Here is a 21,241-nt window from a genome sequence, read left to right as displayed (position 1 = left end):
GGGCGGATTTCAAGGTAAAGGCGGCGCAAGATGCCGCCTTTTCGGTTGTTTTTCGACGCGGGCGGCGTAGAGACCCGGATCAAAGCTCAGTCGCTGCGGGTGGGCGACTTCATCAGCACGATTTCTTCGGACATGGTCGGGTGCACGGCCACGGTCCGGTCAAAATCCTGTTTGGTTGCCCCCATTTTTACGGCGACGGCAGCCAATTGGATCATTTCGCCCGCCCCGTCCCCAACAATATGGCAACCCAGAACCTTCTGGCTTTTCTGGCTGACGATGAGTTTGAACAAGACCCTTTCCGTCGAACCGATGAAGCTTTTCTGCATCGGGCGGAAGGCGGCGCAGTAGACATCGATCTTCTCTTGTGCGCGGGCGGCTTCCTCGCTCAGACCGACGGTGCCGTATTCGGGTTGTGTGAACACTGCCGAGGCGACGTTTTCGTGGTCCGGTTTGGTCGGGGTGCCGTTGAACACGGTTTCGACAAAGGCCATGCCTTCGCGGATCGCCACCGGGGTCAGGTTGATCCGGTTTGTGACATCCCCTACGGCATAAATCGACGGCACGGCGGTCTGGCTGTAGTCATCCACGATTACCTCGCCGGAGCGGCCAAGGGTGACACCGACCTCTTCCAGCCCCATGCCATCGGTGTTGGCGACACGGCCCGTGGCAAAAAGCACCTGGTCAAAGACCTCTTCACGCCCGTCCGTCCCCTTTACCCAGATCGCATCACCATTTTCCGTGTTGCGCCGCTCCATCCGTTCGACCTCCAGCCCCACATGCAGGTCCACACCGCGCGCGCTGATGTGTTCGGCCAGGAACCCGCGCACTTCGTCATCGAACCCGCGCAAGATCTGCGCGCCGCGATACCATTGCGCGACATGCGCGCCCAGACCATTGAAAATGCAGGCAAATTCACAAGCGATGTAACCGCCGCCGACAATCAGGATACGCTTTGGGAACGTCTCAAGGTTGAACACCTCATTCGATGTAATGCCAAATTCGGCCGCGCCGGGCGTGTCGGGCAGGAAGGGCCGCCCACCGGTTGCCACAAGAATATGTTTGGCGGTGAAAGTTTCGCCAGTGGACAAGGCGACCGTGTGGGCATCCTTCACCACCGCGCGGGCATTGAAGATATCCGCCCCGGAGTTGCCCAGATTGCGGGTATAGATCGCCTCAAGTCGGTCTAGTTCGGCGTGCAACATCGGCTGGAAACGATCCCAATGGAACTGTCCGCCCTCGTAGTCCCACCCATAGCTGCGCGCATCGTCCGCAGCGGGGCCGTAATTCGAGGCAAAGACCATCAGCTTTTTGGGCACACAGCCGCGGATCACACAGGTGCCACCCATGCGAAATTCCTCGGCAAGTGCCACCGTGGCGCCGCCTTCCGCCGCCACGCGACCGGCGCGCACGCCGCCCGACCCGCCGCCGATCACGAAAAGGTCGTAGTCAAAACCACTCATGTCACTTTGCCTTTCTTCGCCTCACAGGGGGCAATTGGTTCCATTTCCGGGGCAAGCTATGTTCTTCGCCCCCGGCATTCCAGAGCCGAGACGGTAACAAGTGTCACAATGTCGCGTGTGGAGCGCGCGGACCGACCCACCGTGGCCTCATCTTGGCCGCTGCGCCGTCATAGGTCCGCAAAGATGTTGTCGGTCTCGGTGAATTCAATCCGGCCCTCTTCGCGCGTGCCTGCGTTGATGTCGATCACCTCGACCCGGCCGTCACCATGGCCGACCACGACAGTATCACAGATGTCGATGAACAGCCCGTTTTCGACCACGCCGGGGATCTGGTTCAGCACCATCGACAGTTTGCGCGGGTCGCCAATGCGTTTCACGTGCAGATCAAGGATGTGGTTGCCTTCGTCCGAGATAAAGGCCGCATCGCCATTCATCCGCAGGCTCGTTTCCGTGCCCAGAACGTCGACAGCGCCCAGCATTTCTTCGACCAGCGACTTGGTGGTCTGCCAGCCGAATCGAATGACCTCGATCGGCAAGGGGAACGCCCCCAGATGTTCGACCGATTTCGAGGGGTCGGCGATCACGATCATCCGGTCCGATGCGGTTGCCACGATCTTTTCCTGAAGATGCGCCCCACCGCCACCTTTGATCAGGCACAGGTCAGCGTCATATTCATCTGTGCCATCAATGGTCAGATCCAGCCACTTGGCATCGTCCAGGGTTGTCACCTCGATCCCCACTTGCCGCGCCAGGTCTGCGGTGCGCGTGCTGGTCGGCACGCCAATGATCTTCAAGCCGTCCTGGCGCACCATTTCGCCCAAGCAACGCACCATCCAGGCGGCGGTCGAACCGGTGCCAAGCCCCACGCGCATGCCGTCTTCGACAAATTGGACCGCGCGTTTGGCAGCAACGAATTTAGCGGTGTCAATTGGCGACAGTTCCCCAGCCATGGCAGCGATTCCCCTTTGTGGCACATATATGAAGTTCGTGGCGTTATACGGCCAAGGGCGTTGCGTGGCGAGGCCCGATCACACCAGCGCGCGAAAAACTGCACGCTGCTGCCTGCCGCCGTCGCCCCCCCACAGCGCCGACGCGACGTTTTGGCCGGGTGGACAAACTTTGCCGCTTGGCCCAAAGCTTGCGGGCGCAAACCGGGTCGGGTGCAATATGGGCAGGTATTTCTACATCGCGTTAGGCTGGGGCGCCGTGGCCCTTGGGCTTATCGGTGTGGTGCTGCCAGTGCTGCCCACGACACCCTTCCTGCTGGTCGCTGCTTTCGCCTTCGGCAAGGGAAGCCCCAAGGCACGGGCCTGGCTGATCGAACACGCGCATTTCGGTCCCGCCATACAGGATTGGGAAGACCGCGGCGCCATTTCACGACGCGCAAAGACTTTGGCCGTGACCATGATGACGCTGGTCTTTGTCGTCTCCCTTATCCTTGGCGCGCCAGTTTGGGTGCTATTGGCGCAGGGCGTTTTGATGGGCGCTGGGGCTGCATTTGTGCTGACGCGGCCGGACTGACCCGCAAAGTGTCGTTTTCGCGCTGACAAAACTTTTCCGATCGCCCAAGCTGTCCTGAATTCTTGCCGCGCGAGGTCATCATGTTTTTGTCCGTATTCGACATGTTCAAAGTCGGGGTCGGCCCCAGTTCGTCGCACACGATGGGACCGATGGTCGCCGGTGGGCGGTTTCTTGATCACCTGCGCGCTCAACCGTTCAAGGTGGCCGGGCTGCGCGCCTCATTGCACGGCTCACTCGCCTTCACGGGGGTCGGGCACGCAACCGACCGCGCCACGATCCTTGGTTTGGCCGGGGTTCTGCCGGACAGCTATGATCACGCCAAGGCCGAAGCCATATTGGCCGACATCGCGCGCACCGGAACGGTCAGCCCGAAGGGCCTTGGCCGCCTCGCCTTCGTTCCGAAAGACGATCTGATCTTTGACTACGAGACTGCCCTGCCCGGCCACGCCAATGGCATGCAGCTTATGGCGACCGACGCCCAAGGCGACGTGGTCGCGCGCGAGGTCTATTACTCCATCGGTGGCGGGTTCGTCGTCACCGAAGCAGAACAAGCGCGCGAGGCGGCGCTGGATGCGCGCGACGCAAAGGCACATCCCTATCCGTTCGAAACCGCGGTCCAGATGCTCGACATGGCCAAGGCCTCAGGCAACACCATCGCCCAGATGAAGCGCGAAAACGAACTTGTCCACCTTGACCCAGACGCCCTTGCCGCAGGGCTGGACCGCATATGGGGGGTCATGAATGACTGTATCGACCGGGGGATGGCCAATGACGGTATCCTTCCCGGCGGGCTGTTGGTGCGACGGCGCGCCAAAGCCATTCACGACAGCCTGATGGCCGAACAGGGGCTGAACCTGTCGGCCCCGCATACGATCAACGATTGGATGAGCGTCTACGCGATGGCCGTGAATGAAGAAAACGCAGCCGGCGGTCAGGTGGTCACCAGCCCGACCAATGGCGCCGCCGGTGTCTTGCCAGCGGTGGTGCGATACTGGCTGCATCATGTGCCCGGTGCCGCGCCCTCGCGCATTCACGACTTTCTGCTGACTGCGTCTGCGATCGGTGGGATCATCAAGCACAACGCCTCGATCTCTGGCGCCGAAGCCGGGTGCCAGGCCGAGGTCGGGTCGGCCAGCGCAATGGCCGCAGCCGGGCTGTGCGCCGTGATGGGCGGCACGCCGATGCAGATCGAGAACGCCGCCGAGATCGCGTTGGAACACCATCTGGGTTTGACCTGTGACCCGGTGCGCGGGCTGGTGCAAGTGCCCTGTATCGAACGCAACGGGCTGGGGGCGATCAAGGCCGTGTCGGCCGCGTCGCTGGCGTTGCGCGGCGATGGCACTCATCTTGTCCCGCTGGACGCCTGCATCAAGACGATGTTCGAAACCGGGCAGGATATGAGCGTAAAGTATAAAGAGACTTCGTTGGGTGGGCTTGCCGTGAATGTGCCCAATTGCTGACCGTCAGTGCCGACTGAGAGCGGCAATCGCCTGACGCAGCACTCCGCGCGGCAGAATCACCAACAGACCAGCCCGATCCGCCGCAAGCGTGACGCGCGGTGAGCCTGTTTCGTTCGAGGTTCCGATCGTTCCCCATGGTGCCATCGCCAAATCTTCGACCGGCCAGACCAGCCCTGTGCCCTGCGCGATTACCTGCGCCATTGGAAACAGTGACAGACGGGTGCCGACCGGCAGATCAAGCAAGATTTCACGCGACAGGTGAAAGCAGATATCCACCTCTCCGACCAGAATGGCGGGCTTTTCGTGTTGGCGCACAAGCGCATTATAGCAAGCCAATTCATGGTCCAAGCGACCGCCCATAAAGCCGACACCCAGTATAATGGGGGCCTTTACCAGCTCAAGCGCCTTGTCGAAATCGGTCCGATTCTGGTCTGGTGTTTCGTGAAACCGCGCCGCGCCGATTGTTTCGCGTGCTGAAACAGAAACCGAATCCATATCGCCCACAACCGCTGCCGGAACATGCCCCAATGCCAGCGCCTGATCCGCCGCGCCGTCCGCCGCCACCAGATTCGGTGCCAGCGTCAAACATTCGGAAAGATTCTTTGGGTTAACGTTTCCACCGCCCAGAAGGGTTACATTGTGTTCAAAATGTGGAAAATGATGCATTCTGCCTCAGTATTGTCTAAATTTCAGAAACTAAACACATTCCTGCCCGGAAAAAATACCGTGAATTTCGCGGTTTTGTTGAATTTCCCGAGACACCGCATGGTAAACATACTGTTGCTGGATCGGGGGAGAAAGCGAGTTACCTATGGTGAGCAATAGCAAGATTCTCACTGTATCCTACGGCACGTTTTCGTGCACGCTTGAAGGATTCGATGAACCCTTCGGCACGATGAAGTCGATTGCGGAGTATTTCCGCGATCTGGCAGCTGACGATCGCTACTTTGGTGCAGAGCCTCCGACTCCGGATGCTGAAATGCTACACCGTATCGCTGAACGCGAAGTGCAAAAGCGCGTCGAAGCCCGTGTCGGAGACGACGGTATTGTGTTGCGTCAGGAAGGCTCTGCCCTGCCCGCCGTGACCAAGACCGGTGCCACGCTTGTGGCAGGCGAAGCCCTGTTGGATACAGATCAGACCGACGCCGACGCACCCGTTGCGCCGGATGAAACGCCAAGCGCAGAAGCGCCGGTGGCCAAGGCGCCCGTTGCTGAAACGGCTGAGCGTGCTGAACCGCAGGCCGCCGCGCCTCAACCGGAGCCGGTCCCTGCACCTTCTGTGCCCACGGCCGAGGCCATGCCTGACTTGGACGCCGACGCCGCGGCCGACAGCGCAGCCGCCAAGCTTCTTCGCATTCGCGCCGTTGTGAACGCTGAAGAAACCCTGGACGACTACGCCGAAGATGAGGACATCACGTCCTTCTTCCAGGACGAAGACGACACGGATGTGGATCAGATCGAAGACTCGCCGATCCCCGCAGCCGCTCTGGTGTCCGACACCAACGAAGACCTGGTCGAGCAGACCCCTGAGGCTGCTGTTGCAGCTGAAAACACCGTCACGGAGCAAGAAGCTGAAGCTGATGTTCAGGACAGTGTTCAGGCTTTGGCGCAAGACGACGACACCGAAGCCGGTCAGGACGACGTGTCCGATGACGCAGAGCGTGAGGTCGCAGATGATGCGTCCGAACCGCTTGTCCTGTCGGATGACGACAAGGTGAAACTGGACGATACCGATGACGATGTCGACGCTATCCTGTCCCAGATGGACACTTATGACGCGTCCGACGATGACAGCGACGAGGACTATGAAGACGAAGACGACACGCTGACATCTGATGACGAGATCGCCAATGTGCTGGAGCACGCGTTCGACGAAGACACAAGCGACGAAGATGACCCGGCGCCGCTGCGTCCGGTCGGTCGTATCGTCCATGTCAAACGCCTGCGCCGCGATGATGGCAAAGAAGCGATTGCGCTGGACACTGACAGTTCCGACCCGTCGTTGACAGACGAAGATGAAGAGGACTTGTTGGCTGATCTGGCCAAGGCCCAAGAAGACAGCGCAGCGGACGACACCGCATCAGGCGAAGACGCCGGTGAAGATGTGGACGCCGAGGCACTTTTGACGCTGATCGACCGCGAAGTGAAAACCGGAGAGCGCCGTGACCGCCGCGAACAGGTTTTTGACAACGGCGCTGCTGATCAAAGCGATGAAACGCTGAACCGTATTCTTGCCGAAACCAACGACAAGATGGGCAGCCAGGAAGTGTCGCGTCGTCGCAACTCGATCGAGCATTTGAAGGCCGCTGTTCAAGCCAAACGTGCCGACGAAGATGCAGGCGAAGATGACAGCGAAGGACTGGACGAAGACCAGTATCGCGAAGATCTGGCGCGCGCCGTGCGCCCGCGTCGTCCGGGCCGGGCAGATGCCGAACACGCCACGCGCCGTATGGCTCCGTTGGTGTTGGTGTCTGAACAGCGTATCGACGAGGCGCCGACAGAAGTGGCCGCGTCGCCCAGTTCTGACGAGCCAGTCAAACCCGCCCGTGTGGTGCGCCCGCGCCGGATCAATCGTGACCAGTTGGGCGCCACCGAAGCATCGGACGGCACCAGCGCAAAGGACGATGATGCTGCCGATGAGGTGGTTGGCGCGGACCACAGCGACGATCTGGCCCATGACGACTTGCGCAAAGCCATGGTGGAGGACGACAACGTCGCCGCCGCTCGCTCGGCCAAGAATGACGCCAATGTCGAAGCTTTTGCCGCCTATGTGAATGGCGCAGATGCCTCTGACATGACCGGTCTTCTGCATGCCGCCGCCACCTTCCTGTCTGAAGAGCAGGGCGTGACAGAATTCAGCCGTCCCAAGGTTTTACACCTTGTGATGGGACTGAACGTCAATGGCGGTATTTCACGCGAAGAAGGCTTGCGTGCTTTCGGGCGCTTGCTGCGCGAAGGACGGATCGTGAAGCTTGGTCGCGGCCGTTTCTCGCTGGCCGACAGTGCCAAAAAAGAAGGCGGTCGCCAGACGGCCTGATCGCAAACCACACTGAAAAACAAAAGGGGCTCCGTTTCGGGGCCCCTTTTTTGGTTGGGGGCATGCGCGAGGTTCGCGTCTTCGCCCTGTCGTCTCGCTCTGGCCGGCTAGTCCTTGTCGTCGCCCGCCCCCGGATCAACCGGGTCATGCGGATAGCTGTCAGGGTCTGCGTCCGGATCAGCCTTGCCCACCCCCAGAAACACCTTGCGCAGCGGGATCATCCACAAAAACCCCAGCACAATGTAGACCAGCAGTTCCAACAGGATCGGCGGGCGGTCAAACATGCCCACCACCGACACTGCGGCGAGAATATAGAGCGGCAGTCCCACCAGCAAAACCAGCAAAGACAAACGCTTACGTGCTTTGTATCCCAATGCCATTTACCCGCGCCCGATCAATCGGCAAACGGGTCGGTGACAAGAATCGTATCGTCACGTTCGGGGCTGGTGGACAAAAGAGCGACCGGGCAGTCGATAAGTTCCTCCACCCGTTTCACGTATTTGATCGCGTTGGCAGGCAGATCATTCCAACTGCGCGCGCCTTCGGTCGTTTCCGACCAGCCGGGCATTTCTTCATAGATCGGCGTGCAGCGCGCCTGTTGATCCGACGCGGTGGGCAGATAGTCCATCCGCTTGCCGTCCAGCTCATATCCCACACAGATTTTCAGCGTCTCAAACCCGTCCAGAACGTCGAGCTTGGTCAGCGAAATCCCGGACACACCCGAGGTGGCGCAGGTCTGGCGCACGAGGGCGGCATCGAACCAACCACAGCGGCGCTTGCGCCCGGTCGTGGTGCCAAATTCATGGCCGCGTTCGCCAAGGCGTTGGCCGTCCGCGTCGTCAAGCTCGGTCGGGAACGGGCCTTCACCCACGCGGGTCGTATAGGCCTTCACGATACCCAACACGTAGTCGATCGAGCCAGGGCCAAGGCCCACGCCCGTCGCCGCCTGCCCGGCGATCACGTTGGACGAGGTCACAAAGGGATAGGTGCCGAAGTCAATGTCCAGAAGCGCGCCTTGCGCCCCTTCAAACAGAATCCGCTTGCCCGCCTTGCGTTTCTCATTCAGCACTTTCCAGACCGGCGCGGCAAAGCGCAGGATCTTCGGCGCGACCTCCTTCAACTGCGCAATCAGGGCGTCGCGGTCGATCGCTTCGATCCCCAGACCTTTGCGCAGCGGGTCGTGGTGTTGCAGCGCACGGTCAACACGCGCTTCCAGCGTTGTATCATCGGCCAGATCGGCCACGCGGATCGCTCGGCGGCCAACCTTGTCTTCATAACAAGGGCCGATCCCGCGCCCGGTGGTGCCGATCTTGGTGCCCTTGCTGGCGGCCTCTTCGCGCGCGCGGTCCAGTTCGCCGTGGAACGGCAAGATCAGCGGCGTGTTTTCGGCGATCATCAGGGTCTCGGGCGAAATGTCGACGCCTTGCTTGGTGATCGTCTCAATCTCGTTCAGCAGGTGCCAGGGGTCCAGCACGACGCCGTTGCCGATCACCGACAGCTTGCCACCACGCACAACGCCGGATGGCAAAGCGTGCAGCTTGTAGACCTCGCCTTCAACGACCAGCGTGTGGCCCGCATTGTGACCGCCCTGAAAGCGCGCGATCACATCGGCACGTTCGCTGAGCCAGTCAACGATCTTGCCTTTTCCTTCATCGCCCCACTGGGCGCCTACAACAACGACATTCGCCATGGTCTTTTTCCTATCAAAAAGAAAACCCGCACTGGTCATAGCGGGACTAGCCCCTGCGGGAAAGCCGAAAACCGTGAATGGCGTGACAAAGGGCATAAAGGGCAGAATCCAGACGCGCGCCTTCTTGCGCCCCCCCCGCTTTTCCCCTACATAGCCCCGCAGATCAAACGAACCCCAGCCACGGAAGCGTCGCTTATGGAAAACGTCATCCTCGTCATTCACCTGATCCTGGCGCTCAGCCTGATCGGGATCGTGCTTTTGCAGCGCTCCGAGGGCGGTGGCCTGGGCATCGGCGGCGGTGGCGGCGGTGGCGGCATCATGTCGTCGCGCGGGGCTGCCACGGCCTTGGGCAAGTTGACCTGGCTGTTTGCCATTGCGTTTCTGGGCACCTCGATCACATTGACGGTCATTGCAGCCAAGAATTCGGCCGACAGTTCGGTTATTGATACGCTTGGGCTTGAAGCACCGGTCGCTCCGGATACGGACGCGCCTGTTACGCCTGACGTCACGGACCTGCTGCCCCCGACGGGCGGTGCCGACGATAGCCTGACCCCGCCACGCGCAGACTAAAGCGTTTCGAGACCAAGTTGTGTCACAACTTAATCTCAAAACGCGCTAATACCCACAATACCTTGAGGAGGGGCGGATTTCCTGCCCCATCATCTTGCGATCCGGTTGCGCGGGGCATCGGAATCGGTTATCTCTTTAACCCCGTGGAAAGCGGATTCGCTGGGGCCTTTTTTGTGGCCGTTTCGCGAGTTCGAGAGCCAATAATCTAAGGCGCCTTTGCGCCGGTTTCACGGGGGCAGCCTGACGCATGGCACGTTACATTTTCATCACCGGTGGTGTTGTTTCTTCATTGGGCAAGGGGCTGACCGCGGCGGCCCTTGGCGCGCTGTTACAGGCGCGTGGGTATTCGGTGCGGATGCGCAAGCTTGACCCTTACCTGAACGTCGACCCCGGCACGATGAGCCCGTTTGAGCACGGCGAGGTGTTCGTCACCGATGACGGCGCGGAAACCGATCTGGACCTTGGTCACTATGAACGGTTCACCGGCGTCGCGGCGCGCAACACGGACTCGGTCAGTTCCGGGCGCATTTACACAACCGTTTTGGAGAAAGAGCGGCGCGGCGATTATCTGGGCAAAACCATTCAGGTGATCCCGCACGTCACCAACGAAATCAAAGACTTCATCGAAATTGGTGATGACGAGGTTGATTTCATGCTGTGTGAAATCGGCGGCACGGTCGGTGACATCGAAGCCCTGCCCTTTTTTGAAGCGATCCGCCAGTTCAGTCAAGAACGCCCGCGTGGCCAGTGCATCTTCATGCACCTGACCTTGTTGCCGTTCCTTGCGGCCTCGGGCGAATTGAAGACCAAACCCACCCAGCACTCGGTGAAGGAACTGCGCTCAATCGGCATCGCGCCCGACGTGTTGGTTTGCCGCGCCGAACACACCATCCCGGAAAAAGAGCGCGCCAAGATCGCGCTGTTTTGTAACGTCCGCCTTGACGCTGTGATTCCGGCCTATGACCTGAAGTCGATCTATGAAGCCCCGATGGCGTTTCACCATGTCGGTCTGGATCAGGCCGTGCTGGATGCGTTCCAGATCGCCCCCGCCCCCAAACCCGACCTGCGTCGCTGGGAAGATGTCGAAGACCGCATTCACAACGCCGAAGGCGAAGTGCGCGTGGCCGTTGTGGGCAAGTATACCCAGCTAGAAGACGCCTATAAGTCAATCAAAGAAGCCCTGATGCATGGTGGCATGGCCAACCGTGTCAGGGTGCGTCTTGAATGGGTCGATGCAGAGTTGTTTGGTCAGGAAGACCCCGCGCCTTATCTGGAAGGGTTCCACGCCATCCTTGTGCCCGGCGGCTTTGGCGAACGCGGCACCGAAGGCAAGATCAGGGCCGCGCAATTCGCCCGTGAACGCAAGATCCCCTATCTGGGCATATGTCTGGGAATGCAGATGGCGGTGGTCGAAGCGGCCCGGAATGTGGCAGGCATCACCGATGCCGGGTCAGAAGAATTTGACCACGAGGCCGGTGAAACCCGCTTTACGCCAGTTGTCTATCACCTCAAGGAATGGGTGCAGGGCAACTACAAGGTCAAGCGCGCGGTGTCCGACGACAAGGGCGGCACGATGCGACTTGGCGCCTACACGGCAACCCTAAGCGAAGGGTCGAAAGTGGCGCAGATCTATGGCGATACGACAATCGAAGAACGCCACCGTCACCGCTATGAGGTGGACACGAAGTATCGTGAGCAGTTGGAAAGCTGCGGTTTGAAGTTTTCCGGCATGTCGCCTGATGGGCGCCTGCCCGAGATCGTCGAGTGGGAAGACCACCCATGGTTCATCGGCGTGCAGTTCCACCCGGAACTGAAATCCAAACCGTTCGACCCTGCCCCCCTGTTCGCCGATTTCGTGCGCGCAGCGAAAGAGGTCGAGCGCTTGGTATGATCCGGGCGCTTCTGGCAGGAGCGATCCTTGCCGCGCCCCCCGCGCTGGCAGGCAGCGTGACCCCGGTTGAATACGACGATATGGCCGCGCAGTTGTCCGGCCATGTTGATTTTGAGAGCTACCCAACCCTGCCCGAACCTGGGCTGGCGCTGACGGGTCCATTGGTCTTTCCCGGCCTGTCCATTGGCGCAAGGCTGCGTGGCCAGTCCATTGAGTCGACCGACGGGTTCGAACTGCTGACCGGCCAGCCCACCCTGCCGCTTATCGCGGATATCGGCGGCAAGGCTGCGGTTCTGGCCGTGGCCTTCCACGCAGGTTTCGGATCAACAGCGGGTTTTCCCCTTGGACCGGACGGGTTTGCACAGCGGTCCGGGCGGGGCGAAGGGGCGTTGGCCTTTGTCTTTGACGGCACGATCACGGGCTTTGCGCTGAAACTGCATGCGGATTATGCCGACCCGCTGGGCGCGCGCCCACAACCGGGGCCTGTCATGCTGACCTTCTTTGCCCCGTCAGGCCATGAAATCGCGCGCCATACCGTCACCCCTGCACATGGTGTGACGAAGATCGCGGTGCAGGTCACACCGCCTGCTGCGGCGATCACCCTGACGCACCGCGATCCGGGCGGGATTGCCATTGACGACATCCGCTATTCTTTAGACAGTCCGGGCAGTTGACACGTTGCACCGGCCCATTGCACGGCCCGCTGACGCAAAGGTGACTGGCCCCGGTGCCACAACAGTCTGGTTTTTTTCGACGTATCGCATAGGTTTCCCCCATGATCCGATCCCTTCTTGCCAAACTCACCCAGCCCGCGCCTGACCCGTTTGACGATGCAGATGCCCGGTTGGCAATCGCCGCCCTTCTGGTGCGCCTTGCCCGGTCCGATCACCAATATGAAACGGCTGAAACCGACGCGATCACCCATATCCTGTCGCAACGTTATGGCTTGTCGCAGGATGACGCGATCGAGCTTCGGCGCGAGGCGGAGCTTCTTGAGGAAGCCGCCCCCGACACGGTGCGCTTCACCAACACCGTGAAAGAAGCCGTACCGCTTGAGGACCGCCTGTCGGTGGTCGAAGCCGCGTGGTCCGTCGTGTTGGCAGATGGCACGCGTTCGGTCGAGGAAGATGCCCTGATGCGCATGATCCCTCGCTTTCTGGGCATCACCGACCTTGAAAACAATCACGCCCGCTTGCGGGCAGCCGAATTGATTGAGGCCGATCGGGCCTAGGCGCGCGCCAAAGCTGCCAACTGCTCTGGCCCAGCACACCAGATTTCGCCGCAGTCCTTCGCGGCTGAACGCGATGCGCCAGATGCAGACATGCAGCCCGGCGCATTCAACTCATGCGCGCAGGACAGGCGCAAATTGTCGGTTGCACCGTCCATTCGCCCTGATTTACGTGACTTCCCCGCCTTTTCGCCGTTGCAATTCATGTCAAATTGCGCCCTACTCCGATGTCACATCACTTGTTTACCGTCAGGTTCCTACGTGCCACTAGACACAGCTGCCCAAAAATCCTCAGACACGTCCCCCGTGATCGAAATCCATGATCTTCACAAGAGCTATGGGGCGCTTGAGGTCCTCAAGGGCGTCGATCTGGTGGCGGAGCGGGGGCACGTGGTGTCCCTGATCGGGTCGTCCGGCTCTGGCAAATCGACGTTGCTGCGCTGTGCCAATCTGCTTGAAGACAGCCAGCAGGGCGACATCCTGTTCGAAGGCGAGCCGATCAAGTGGCGCGGCCATGCCATGCACCGCCATCCCGCTGACCGGGCTCAGGTGACACGCATTCGCACAAACCTGTCGATGGTGTTTCAGCAGTTCAACCTCTGGTCCCATATGACCATTTTGCAAAACGTGATGGAGGCCCCCGTTACCGTGTTGGGGCGCGACAAGGCCGAGGTTGAAGAAAAAGCACGCGCCTATCTGGCGAAAGTGGGCATTGGCGACAAATGCGATGTCTGGCCTGCTCAATTGTCGGGCGGGCAACAACAACGTGCCGCGATTGCGCGCGCGCTGTGCATGGAGCCAAAGGCGCTGTTGTTTGACGAACCCACCTCGGCGCTTGATCCCGAACTTGAACAAGAGGTCGTCAAGGTCATCCGGGATCTGGCGTTCGAAGGCCGCACAATGGTGATCGTGACCCACGACATGCGACTGGCCGCGGATGTATCGGACCATGTTATCTTTCTGCATCAAGGCCTGATCGAAGAAGAAGGCCCACCCGAAACCCTGTTCGGGTCGCCCAAAAGCGAGCGGCTCCAACAGTTTTTGTCAGCCACCCAATCGAGCTGACCTGTTCAACAACAAAGAAACCAAACAACACCACTAAGGGAGTAAACCAATGAAAAAGCTGATCCTTTCAACCGCAGCACTGGCGCTTACCGCCGGCTTCGCTATGGCGGACAACCACGGCAAGACCGTGCGTTTGGGCACGGAAGGTGCCTATGCGCCGTGGAACTTCGTGAACGATGCCGGCGAGATCGACGGCTTCGAACGCGAGCTGGGCGACGAGCTGTGCAAGCGCGCCGAATTGACCTGTGAATGGGTCAAGAACGAATGGGACACGATCATCCCCAACCTCGTTTCCGGCAACTATGATGCGATCATCGCGGGCATGTCGATCACCGACGAACGCGACGAAGTGATTGACTTCACCCAACCCTACACCCCGCCAGATCCCTCGGCTTATGGTGCGATGTCGGCTGATGTCGACCCGGCAACTGGCGTTGTTGCAGCGCAAGCGACCACCATTCAGGCGGCGTTCGTGGCGGAACAGGGCTGGACCCTTGTCGAGTTTCCGACACCCGAAGAAACTGTCGCGGCCGTAAAAGGTGGCGAGGCCGATGCGGTTCTAGCCGACAAGAGCTTCCTTGACACCATGGTCGGTTCGGACGGGTTGGTGATGCTGGAGCGGATGGAAATGATCGGCGGCGGCGTCGGTATGGGTTTCCGCGAAAGCGACACCGAACTGCGCGACATCTTCGATGCGGCGATCCAGTCCATGAAGGACGACGGCACGCTGAACACGTTGATTGCCAAGTGGGAAGTCGCTTCGCAGTTCTAATATGACCCGTTGGCTCGCGCACATCTGTTGCGCGGGCCATCCCTGCCACCCGGTCCGAGACGGACCGTTCAAGGTGGCACGATCCCCAACCGGTATCTGCAATGTTTTCCTACTGCTCTGATCCGTCGACGCTTGAGGGCCTGAGCTGGCTCAGCTGCTACCTCACCACAGGCAAGCATTTGGGGTTCTATGGCTCGTTCGTCACGGTCATCGTGCTTTTGCTGATCACCGCACCGGTCGCGCTTTTGTTCGGCTTTGCAGGGGCCGCCGCCGCACGGTCGCGGTTCCTACCGCTCAGCCTTTTGGGCAAGACCTACACGGCGATCGTGCGTGGCGTGCCGGACATCGCGTTTTTCATGTTCTTCGTTATCGCGCTGGATCAGGCGTTCGAATACCTGCGCCACAAGGTCAAGTGCCCCGATTGGTCGGAACCAATTCGTCAGGGCAGTGATTTCGTGGTCTGCACGCAGGCCAAGTTACCCTTGTCCACCAGCCCACAATGGGTGCACGAAACCTATGGGTTCTCGCTTGCGGTGCTGACCTTTTCCATCGTGTTCGGCGCGTTTGCCGCCAACGTCCTTTTCGGTGCCATGCGGGCCGTTCCGCGCGCCCAGCTGGAAACCGCAGAAGCCTATGGCATGACCCAGCGCCAGACCTTTTGGCGCATCCTCGTGCCGCAGATGTGGGTCTATGCGTTGCCCGGCCTGTCCAACCTTTGGATGATCCTCGTCAAGGCGACACCGCTTCTGTTCCTGCTGGGGGTTGAGGATATCGTCTATTGGGCACGCGAACTTGGCGGCACCAAGACGGCGCGCTTTTCTGATTATCCGCATGGCAATTGGCATGCGATCTATTTCTTCGGTCTGCTTGTGTTCTATCTGATGCTGACCTCGGTCAGTGAACGGGTGTTCAAACGGATCTCGGCCCGCTTGTCGCATGGACAGGCCACCGCCGCCGGTGAAGCCCAAAGAAAGGCCGCCCAATGAGCTGCCTTCAAACCATTCAGGACTATGCGCTGCGATCAGTTGGCATTGGTGAGCGGCTTCTGCCTCGGGAAGATTTCACCCTGTGCGAGCAGATCACCCTGATCGGATCAGGCATGATCTGGAACATCTATTTCGGGCTGATCGCGATTGCGTTTGGCTTTTTTGCCGCAACCGCCGTGGCGCTGGCCAAGAACAGCCAGCTCTATTGGCTGCGTAAACCGGCCGAATTCTTCGTCTACGTGTTTCGCGGGTCGCCCTTGTTCATCCAGATGTTCTTTGCCTATGCGCTTTTCGTGGTGCTGAAACAGAGCCTTCCATTCCTCGCGCCGTTTACCTCGGCGTGGCTGGGCGCAGCACTTGTGTTGTTTCTGAACACCACCGCCTATACCGCCGAGATCTTCCACGGTGCGCTGCAATCAATCCCAAAAGGTGATCTGGAAGCTGCTGACGCCTATGGCATCACGGGGTGGACACGGTTCAAACGGATCGTATGGCCGTCAATGCTGCGGCTGGCTTGGCCGGCCTATACGAACGAGGCGATCTTTCTGTTCCACGCGACCGCACTGGTCTATTTCTCAGGCTTTCCGGTCTGGCAGCAGCGCGGTGACGCTCTTTATTATGCAAGCTACTTCGCCGACAAGACGTTCAACCCGTTCATCCCCTACCCCATTCTGGCCGGGTTTTTCATCCTGCTGACCTTGGTGGTGATCACGGTTTTCGGAACAATCGGAAAACGGTTGAATCGGCACTTGCCGCAAGCGGTTATTCGTCGTCCCGGGTTCATGCGCACGTTGATGCGGTAGCGGTCCGCCATCGCACATGGCCCCTTCGCAAGCACCGAGATCCAGTCCCACCAAGGGCATGAATGCGACCTTTGATTTTCCCCTCTTGCCCCGATCGAGTGGCTCGGATAATGTCCAAATCATAATTTGATCAAATTTGGTGACTCATGAGGATCGGTATCCTTCAAACCGGCCATTCTCCCGATGAAGTGCGCGACGAACTTGGCGACTATGGCCAGATGTTCACCCGCCTGCTGGACGGATATGGCTATGACTTCACGACCTACAGCGTCGTTGATGGCGACTTCCCCAGCGGACCTGATGCAGCAGATGGTTGGCTGATCACGGGGTCGAAACACGGCGCCTACGAAGACCACGACTGGATCGCGCCCCTTGAGGCGTTGATCCGCCAGATTCGCGATGCGGGGCGCCCATTGGTGGGCGTATGCTTCGGCCACCAGATCATTGCGCAAGCGCTTGGCGGCAAGGTTGCCAAGTTCGATGGCGGCTGGGCGGTCGGGCGGCAAACTTATGACATCGACGGTGAACAGATCGCTTTGAATGCCTGGCACCAGGACCAAGTGGTTGAACTGCCCGAAGGGGGGCGCGTCTTTGCCAGCAATGATTTCTGCGCCAATGCCGGGTTCATGATCGGGGACCGAATCATGACGATTCAACCGCACCCGGAATTCACAGCCAAGATGATCGACGCGCTGATCCAACACCGCGGGCGCGGCAATGTCTCTGACGACATTCTGAACGCCGCTCAAGACAATCTATCCCAACCCGTGGACGCGCCGGCATTTGCCGACCGAATGGCCGACGTGTTGAACAAGGGAGACAAGTAATGGACACGACCAAGCCAAATTCCACGTCGTGGATGAAGAACCTGCCCGAGGCCGCACAAGAATATCTGGACGGCAAACGGCTGGACGAGGTCGAATGCATCATCTCGGACCTTCCAGGCATCGCCCGCGGCAAGGCGGTTCCGGCCCGCAAGTTCGCCCGTCAGGACTATTTCCACCTGCCCGACAGCGTGTTCTACCAAACCATCACAGGCGACTGGGGCGAAGCGGCCGGCGACGAAGGTTTTCTGGAACGCGACATGACGCTGAAGCCGGACATGTCCACCGCCACAGCAGCCCCCTGGACCGGGGACTGGACGCTTCAGGTGATCCATGACGCGTTTGATCGCAACAACAAACCGATCCCGTTCAGCCCACGCAACGTGCTGCGCCGCGTGGTCGAGCTGTATCATGCCCAAGGGTGGGAGCCGATCGTTGCGCCCGAGATGGAGTTTTATCTGGTCGCCCGCAACATCGACCCGGCCGAGAAAATCAAGCCGATGATGGGCCGCTCGGGTCGTCCTGCTGCGGCGCGTCAGGCTTACTCGATGACGGCTGTCGACGAGTTCGGGCCGGTGATCGACGATATCTATGATTTCGCCGAAGCCCAAGGGTTCGAGATTGACGGCATCACGCAGGAAGGTGGCGCCGGTCAGCTTGAGATCAACCTGATCCATGGTGACCCGATCAAGCTGGCGGACGAAGTGTTCTATTTCAAACGCCTGATCCGCGAAGCCGCCCTGCGCCACGATTGTTTCGCCACCTTCATGGCCAAGCCGATCGCGGAAGAGCCGGGGTCGGCGATGCACATCCACCATTCGGTGTTGGACATTGAGACAGGCGAAAACATCTTTGCAGGCCCGCAAGGCGGCGACACCGATGCTTTCTTCCACTTCATCGCGGGGATGCAGAACCACCTGCCCAGCGTGGTGGCGGTGCTGGCGCCCTATGTGAACAGCTATCGACGCTATGTGAAAGACAACGCCGCGCCCATTAACCTTGAGTGGGGCCGTGACAACCGCACGACGGGGATCCGTGTGCCGCTGTCTTCCCCCAAGGCACGACGTGTCGAAAACCGCATCGCCGGGATGGATTGCAACCCCTATCTGGGAATCGCTGCCAGCTTGGCGGCCGGATATCTGGGCCTGATGGAAGAAAAGCGCCCGAAAGCGCTATACAAGGGTGACGCCTACGAGGGCGAAGAAGATATCCCGCGCGATCAGGGCTATGCGCTTGAGCTGTTTGACGAAGCCAAGCAAATGCACGAGGTGCTGGGGCCGGAGTTCGCACGCGTCTACTCCATCGTGAAGCACACCGAGCTTGATGAGTTTTTGCAAGTCATCAGCCCGTGGGAGCGTGAGCATCTTTTGCTGAACGTCTAATACTTGAAGGGCTGGGCGCGTTACGCCCGACATGGTCGCAACTGCCCAGCCTGCCCCTATATTCGACACAAGCGTCACCACAGCCGTTTGTCCGACGCCGATGGCCTTGGTCCGCGCAAGCTCGGCGCTCGGTGATGGGCTATCATAACCACAAGCCCCCGATCTTCCTCATCGAACTCACAGGGAACGGGGGCGATATGGTCTGGTTTTCCGTAGCATTTTGACCTACAGATAATCCGAAGAAGAGTTTCGGCAATTCTGAAATGTTCGAATCTCGCCCATTGAGCAGGACCAGGACATGACCCTCGCCCCGAATGTCTATGACGCCGAACCCATCCCCGACGCCGCACGAGCCGAGATTGACCGGCTGCTGCAATCCGGGGACTTGTTCCGGTATACCGCCCCTGAAGACGCGCCCGTTAGCTTGCTGGAAGCTGAGTTCGCCGAATTGATGGGGGCAAAATACGCGTTGGCTGTGGCAAGTTGCTCGGCCGCGCTGTTCTTGTCGCTGAAAGCGCTGGACCTTCCGCGCGACGCGAAGGTCCTAATCCCTGCCTTCACATTTGCCGCCGTGCCAAGCGCGATCGTGCATGCGGACTGCCAGCCTGTTCTGGTAGAGGTTCAGGACAACTACCGCTTGGATATGGCCGATTTTGACCGCAAGCTGACCGATGATATCCATGCCGTGATCATCAGCCACATGCGCGGTCACACCTCGGACATGGATGCGATCATGGCGCTGTGCGAGGCGCGCGGCGTGCCGGTCATCGAAGACGCGGCGCATTCGTTGGGCACGTTGTGGCATGGCCGCAAGATTGGGACGATTGGCAAGATCGGCTGTTTTTCGTTTCAGTCCTACAAGATGCTGAATGCCGGCGAGGGCGGGATTATGATCACCGATGACGCCGATTTGATTGCGCGTGCCGTCATCATGTCCGGCGCCTACGAGCACAATTGGAAAAAGCACAAAGGCCCGCACGGCGACAACACACCAGCGTTGGAAGAGGCCTTTGCGCGCTGGCAAAACCAACTGCCGCTCTACAACTCGCGGCTGTCAAACCTGTCGGCGGCGGTCATCCGCCCGCAACTGCCCGAGCTTGCGCGCCGGGTCAGAGATGGTTTGATAAACCACGATTATGTGGCCGCAAAGCTGAACCAGAGCCCTTGGATCGACGTGCCCCCTGCCCTGCCAGCTGAAACCCGCGCGCCTGATTCCATTCAGTTCAACCTTGTCGGCATGAGCGATGACGACACGCTTGCCTTTCAAAGTGCGGCGAAGGTGCGCGGCGTGTCTGTTCAGGTCTTCGGGATGAGCACCGACAATGCGCGGGCCTTCTGGAACTGGCATTTCATCGGGGATCAGGGTGACTTGCCCCAGACACGCGACATGCTGATGCGGGCTTGTGACACGCGTCTACCGGTGCGTCTGAAAAGACCAGACCTGGACTTCATCGCCGCGGCGCTGGTCGATGCCGCCGCCGAGGTCAAATCAGCAAAGGCTGAAACAGCCGCCTGACACCCGCACCCAGCACCGGGCCAGACTGTCAGGATTGTTTCCCCAGCAGCCGCACACCATCGCGCAGCCAGGGAAATTCCTTCTGTGCGGGCTGAACGACCAGATCATCCAGAACTGCAGTCAGGCGCCGGGCCATGTCGCGGGGCAAATCGCCCAGCACATCCTGACGGGCCGTCAGATTGATGCGGCGGGTGAAGGGGGCGAAGGGCAGCGGGATCAGATCGGCGGCGGCGCGAAAGCGTTGCGCGCGGAAAAAGCCAAGCGGGGTGATAATGGTCCATCCTGCACCTGCCGCCACCATCGCCATGATGGCGTGATAGCTGTCCAGCTCGAACCGGTTGTCCAGTCGCAGATTCTGGCGCGCCAGATTGGCCGAGATTACCCGCCCCATATGGTGTCGCGCCGTGTATTGCACCAACGGCAGGGCGCGCAGCACCTCCATCGGGTCGGCTTGACCGATCGCTCCCTTGGGCACGGCGGCGACGAAGGGTTCTTCCAATACCGGATGCACCTCCATCCACGGGGCCGAGGCACCGGTGTCGGCAGCGACGATCACATCCAGCGCACGGGCATCCAGTTGGTCGTGCAGCCGGTGCGACGCGCCGGTTTCCAGCAAGAAGCGCGTTCCGTCCAGATCGGCCGCCATGTCCGACAACAGGCGGGGTGTCACGTCTGCGTCGAAATCCTCGATCATGCCAAGGCGCAACCGCGACAGGTGCGACATCGCCCCAAGGGTCAGTTCGGCGCGCGCCTGCTCAGCCTCGTTCAGGATTGTCTGCGCGCGCTTCAAAAACAGCCCCCCTGCGGGCGTCAGAGCCAAGGGGCGTGCGGATCGGTCCACCAACAGGGTGCCCAGCGCAGTTTCAAGGTTGGTGAGTTGCTGGCTGACGGATGACGGGCTGACCCCCAGCCGTCGCGCCGCCACCGAAATCGAACGCTCGTCGGCCGCAGCGACAAACACCTCGACCCCCCAAAGGGTGATCCGTCCTGCTGTTTCGACCATGGTGCGCTCCTTTCACGAAACGCTAGGGGCTTT

20 protein-coding genes are annotated in these 21,241 nt (G+C 60.1%); 14 read left to right on the top strand and 6 right to left on the bottom strand.

The features are described from left to right. Positions 1–86: 86 nt before the first annotated feature. Both gor and rpiA read right to left on the bottom strand, forming a co-directional pair. On the bottom strand, positions 87–1,460 hold the full coding sequence (gene gor / locus Q0864_RS02220; protein ID WP_298565710.1) for a glutathione-disulfide reductase: 1,374 nt from the start codon (positions 1,458–1,460) through the stop codon (positions 87–89). Positions 1,461–1,627: 167 nt separating this feature from the next. Further along, entirely contained in the window at positions 1,628–2,410 is a 783-nt protein-coding gene (gene rpiA / locus Q0864_RS02215) for a ribose-5-phosphate isomerase RpiA (RefSeq protein ID WP_298565709.1), read from the bottom strand. A 169-nt stretch (positions 2,411–2,579) separates the two neighbouring features. Here rpiA and Q0864_RS02210 point away from each other — a divergent pair, with 169 nt between their 5' ends. Continuing rightward, positions 2,580–2,981: a YbaN family protein gene (locus Q0864_RS02210; RefSeq protein WP_363317592.1), complete on the top strand. Its 402-nt coding sequence runs from the start codon at positions 2,580–2,582 to the stop codon at positions 2,979–2,981. An 80-nt stretch (positions 2,982–3,061) separates the two neighbouring features. After that, positions 3,062–4,441 carry an L-serine ammonia-lyase gene (locus tag Q0864_RS02205; protein WP_298565708.1) on the top strand — a complete coding sequence of 460 codons (1,380 nt, stop codon included), beginning with the start codon at positions 3,062–3,064 and terminating at the stop codon, positions 4,439–4,441. Between the two features lie 3 nt (positions 4,442–4,444). On the opposite strand, the gene Q0864_RS02200 is transcribed toward Q0864_RS02205, so the two are convergent. Further along, positions 4,445–5,107: a thiamine diphosphokinase gene (locus Q0864_RS02200; RefSeq protein ID WP_298565706.1), complete on the bottom strand. Its 663-nt coding sequence runs from the start codon at positions 5,105–5,107 to the stop codon at positions 4,445–4,447. Positions 5,108–5,252: 145 nt separating this feature from the next. Here Q0864_RS02200 and Q0864_RS02195 point away from each other — a divergent pair, with 145 nt between their 5' ends. Then, positions 5,253–7,478: a hypothetical protein gene (locus Q0864_RS02195; protein WP_298565704.1), complete on the top strand. Its 2,226-nt coding sequence runs from the start codon at positions 5,253–5,255 to the stop codon at positions 7,476–7,478. A gap of 107 nt (positions 7,479–7,585) precedes the next feature. Here Q0864_RS02195 and Q0864_RS02190 read toward each other — a convergent pair whose 3' ends face one another. Both Q0864_RS02190 and Q0864_RS02185 read right to left on the bottom strand, forming a co-directional pair. Continuing rightward, positions 7,586–7,858 (bottom strand): DUF2842 domain-containing protein, encoded by a 273-nt coding sequence (locus Q0864_RS02190; RefSeq protein ID WP_298565703.1) that lies wholly within the window; start codon positions 7,856–7,858, stop codon positions 7,586–7,588. 14 nt (positions 7,859–7,872) lie between these two features. Continuing rightward, on the bottom strand, positions 7,873–9,168 hold the full coding sequence (locus Q0864_RS02185; protein ID WP_298565701.1) for an adenylosuccinate synthase: 1,296 nt from the start codon (positions 9,166–9,168) through the stop codon (positions 7,873–7,875). Positions 9,169–9,363: 195 nt separating this feature from the next. Here Q0864_RS02185 and secG point away from each other — a divergent pair, with 195 nt between their 5' ends. From secG to Q0864_RS02130, 11 genes are all read left to right on the top strand, one after another. Continuing rightward, the gene (gene secG / locus Q0864_RS02180; protein ID WP_298565699.1) at positions 9,364–9,738 is read left to right on the top strand and encodes a preprotein translocase subunit SecG; all 375 of its coding nucleotides are present in this window, start codon (positions 9,364–9,366) and stop codon (positions 9,736–9,738) included. A gap of 247 nt (positions 9,739–9,985) precedes the next feature. After that, a complete protein-coding gene (locus tag Q0864_RS02175) occupies positions 9,986–11,629 on the top strand; it encodes a CTP synthase (protein ID WP_298565698.1) in 1,644 nt (547 codons plus the stop codon). After that, complete coding sequence (locus Q0864_RS02170; protein ID WP_298565697.1) at positions 11,626–12,303, top strand: hypothetical protein; 678 nt, start codon at positions 11,626–11,628, stop codon at positions 12,301–12,303. The genes Q0864_RS02175 and Q0864_RS02170 overlap by 4 nt, the downstream gene beginning before the upstream one ends. A 101-nt stretch (positions 12,304–12,404) precedes the next feature. Beyond that, positions 12,405–12,860, top strand: a complete 456-nt coding sequence (locus Q0864_RS02165; RefSeq protein ID WP_298565696.1) for a TerB family tellurite resistance protein — start codon at positions 12,405–12,407, stop codon at positions 12,858–12,860. Between the two features lie 258 nt (positions 12,861–13,118). Then, a complete protein-coding gene (locus Q0864_RS02160) occupies positions 13,119–13,922 on the top strand; it encodes an amino acid ABC transporter ATP-binding protein (protein ID WP_298565694.1) in 804 nt (267 codons plus the stop codon). Between the two features lie 49 nt (positions 13,923–13,971). Beyond that, complete coding sequence (locus tag Q0864_RS02155) at positions 13,972–14,694, top strand: transporter substrate-binding domain-containing protein (protein WP_298565692.1); 723 nt, start codon at positions 13,972–13,974, stop codon at positions 14,692–14,694. Between the two features lie 101 nt (positions 14,695–14,795). Further along, the gene (locus tag Q0864_RS02150; protein ID WP_298565691.1) at positions 14,796–15,680 is read left to right on the top strand and encodes an ABC transporter permease subunit; all 885 of its coding nucleotides are present in this window, start codon (positions 14,796–14,798) and stop codon (positions 15,678–15,680) included. After that, positions 15,677–16,483, top strand: a complete 807-nt coding sequence (locus Q0864_RS02145; protein ID WP_298565690.1) for an ABC transporter permease subunit — start codon at positions 15,677–15,679, stop codon at positions 16,481–16,483. The genes Q0864_RS02150 and Q0864_RS02145 overlap by 4 nt, the downstream gene beginning before the upstream one ends. Before the next feature lie 146 nt (positions 16,484–16,629). Then, positions 16,630–17,310 carry a type 1 glutamine amidotransferase gene (locus tag Q0864_RS02140; protein ID WP_298565689.1) on the top strand — a complete coding sequence of 227 codons (681 nt, stop codon included), beginning with the start codon at positions 16,630–16,632 and terminating at the stop codon, positions 17,308–17,310. Then, complete coding sequence (locus tag Q0864_RS02135) at positions 17,310–18,689, top strand: glutamine synthetase family protein (protein WP_298565687.1); 1,380 nt, start codon at positions 17,310–17,312, stop codon at positions 18,687–18,689. Before Q0864_RS02140 ends, Q0864_RS02135 begins: the two co-directional genes overlap by 1 nt. Before the next feature lie 298 nt (positions 18,690–18,987). Continuing rightward, complete coding sequence (locus Q0864_RS02130; RefSeq protein WP_298565686.1) at positions 18,988–20,205, top strand: aminotransferase class I/II-fold pyridoxal phosphate-dependent enzyme; 1,218 nt, start codon at positions 18,988–18,990, stop codon at positions 20,203–20,205. A 28-nt stretch (positions 20,206–20,233) separates the two neighbouring features. On the opposite strand, the gene Q0864_RS02125 is transcribed toward Q0864_RS02130, so the two are convergent. Next, a complete protein-coding gene (locus tag Q0864_RS02125) occupies positions 20,234–21,208 on the bottom strand; it encodes a LysR family transcriptional regulator (protein ID WP_298565685.1) in 975 nt (324 codons plus the stop codon). Positions 21,209–21,241 lie beyond the last annotated feature (33 nt).

This window comes from uncultured Aliiroseovarius sp. (assembly GCF_947497285.1).
In the GTDB taxonomy this organism is placed as follows: domain Bacteria; phylum Pseudomonadota; class Alphaproteobacteria; order Rhodobacterales; family Rhodobacteraceae; genus Aliiroseovarius.
Note: the sequence above shows the minus strand (reverse complement) of the source record. Positions and strands in the feature narration are given on the sequence as shown.

What these genes read in the sequence shown, in the direction of transcription:
- gor (WP_298565710.1), bottom strand. Translation starts at nt 1,460, where the DNA reads ATGAGTGGTTTTGACTACGACCTTTTCGTGATCGGCGGCGGGTCGGGC.
- rpiA (WP_298565709.1), bottom strand. Translation starts at nt 2,410, where the DNA reads ATGGCTGGGGAACTGTCGCCAATTGACACCGCTAAATTCGTTGCTGCC.
- Q0864_RS02205 (WP_298565708.1), top strand. Translation starts at nt 3,062, where the DNA reads ATGTTTTTGTCCGTATTCGACATGTTCAAAGTCGGGGTCGGCCCCAGT.
- Q0864_RS02200 (WP_298565706.1), bottom strand. Translation starts at nt 5,107, where the DNA reads ATGCATCATTTTCCACATTTTGAACACAATGTAACCCTTCTGGGCGGT.
- Q0864_RS02195 (WP_298565704.1), top strand. Translation starts at nt 5,253, where the DNA reads ATGGTGAGCAATAGCAAGATTCTCACTGTATCCTACGGCACGTTTTCG.
- Q0864_RS02190 (WP_298565703.1), bottom strand. Translation starts at nt 7,858, where the DNA reads ATGGCATTGGGATACAAAGCACGTAAGCGTTTGTCTTTGCTGGTTTTG.
- Q0864_RS02185 (WP_298565701.1), bottom strand. Translation starts at nt 9,168, where the DNA reads ATGGCGAATGTCGTTGTTGTAGGCGCCCAGTGGGGCGATGAAGGAAAA.
- secG (WP_298565699.1), top strand. Translation starts at nt 9,364, where the DNA reads ATGGAAAACGTCATCCTCGTCATTCACCTGATCCTGGCGCTCAGCCTG.
- Q0864_RS02175 (WP_298565698.1), top strand. Translation starts at nt 9,986, where the DNA reads ATGGCACGTTACATTTTCATCACCGGTGGTGTTGTTTCTTCATTGGGC.
- Q0864_RS02170 (WP_298565697.1), top strand. Translation starts at nt 11,626, where the DNA reads ATGATCCGGGCGCTTCTGGCAGGAGCGATCCTTGCCGCGCCCCCCGCG.
- Q0864_RS02165 (WP_298565696.1), top strand. Translation starts at nt 12,405, where the DNA reads ATGATCCGATCCCTTCTTGCCAAACTCACCCAGCCCGCGCCTGACCCG.
- Q0864_RS02155 (WP_298565692.1), top strand. Translation starts at nt 13,972, where the DNA reads ATGAAAAAGCTGATCCTTTCAACCGCAGCACTGGCGCTTACCGCCGGC.
- Q0864_RS02150 (WP_298565691.1), top strand. Translation starts at nt 14,796, where the DNA reads ATGTTTTCCTACTGCTCTGATCCGTCGACGCTTGAGGGCCTGAGCTGG.
- Q0864_RS02145 (WP_298565690.1), top strand. Translation starts at nt 15,677, where the DNA reads ATGAGCTGCCTTCAAACCATTCAGGACTATGCGCTGCGATCAGTTGGC.
- Q0864_RS02140 (WP_298565689.1), top strand. Translation starts at nt 16,630, where the DNA reads ATGAGGATCGGTATCCTTCAAACCGGCCATTCTCCCGATGAAGTGCGC.
- Q0864_RS02135 (WP_298565687.1), top strand. Translation starts at nt 17,310, where the DNA reads ATGGACACGACCAAGCCAAATTCCACGTCGTGGATGAAGAACCTGCCC.
- Q0864_RS02130 (WP_298565686.1), top strand. Translation starts at nt 18,988, where the DNA reads ATGACCCTCGCCCCGAATGTCTATGACGCCGAACCCATCCCCGACGCC.
- Q0864_RS02125 (WP_298565685.1), bottom strand. Translation starts at nt 21,208, where the DNA reads ATGGTCGAAACAGCAGGACGGATCACCCTTTGGGGGGTCGAGGTGTTT.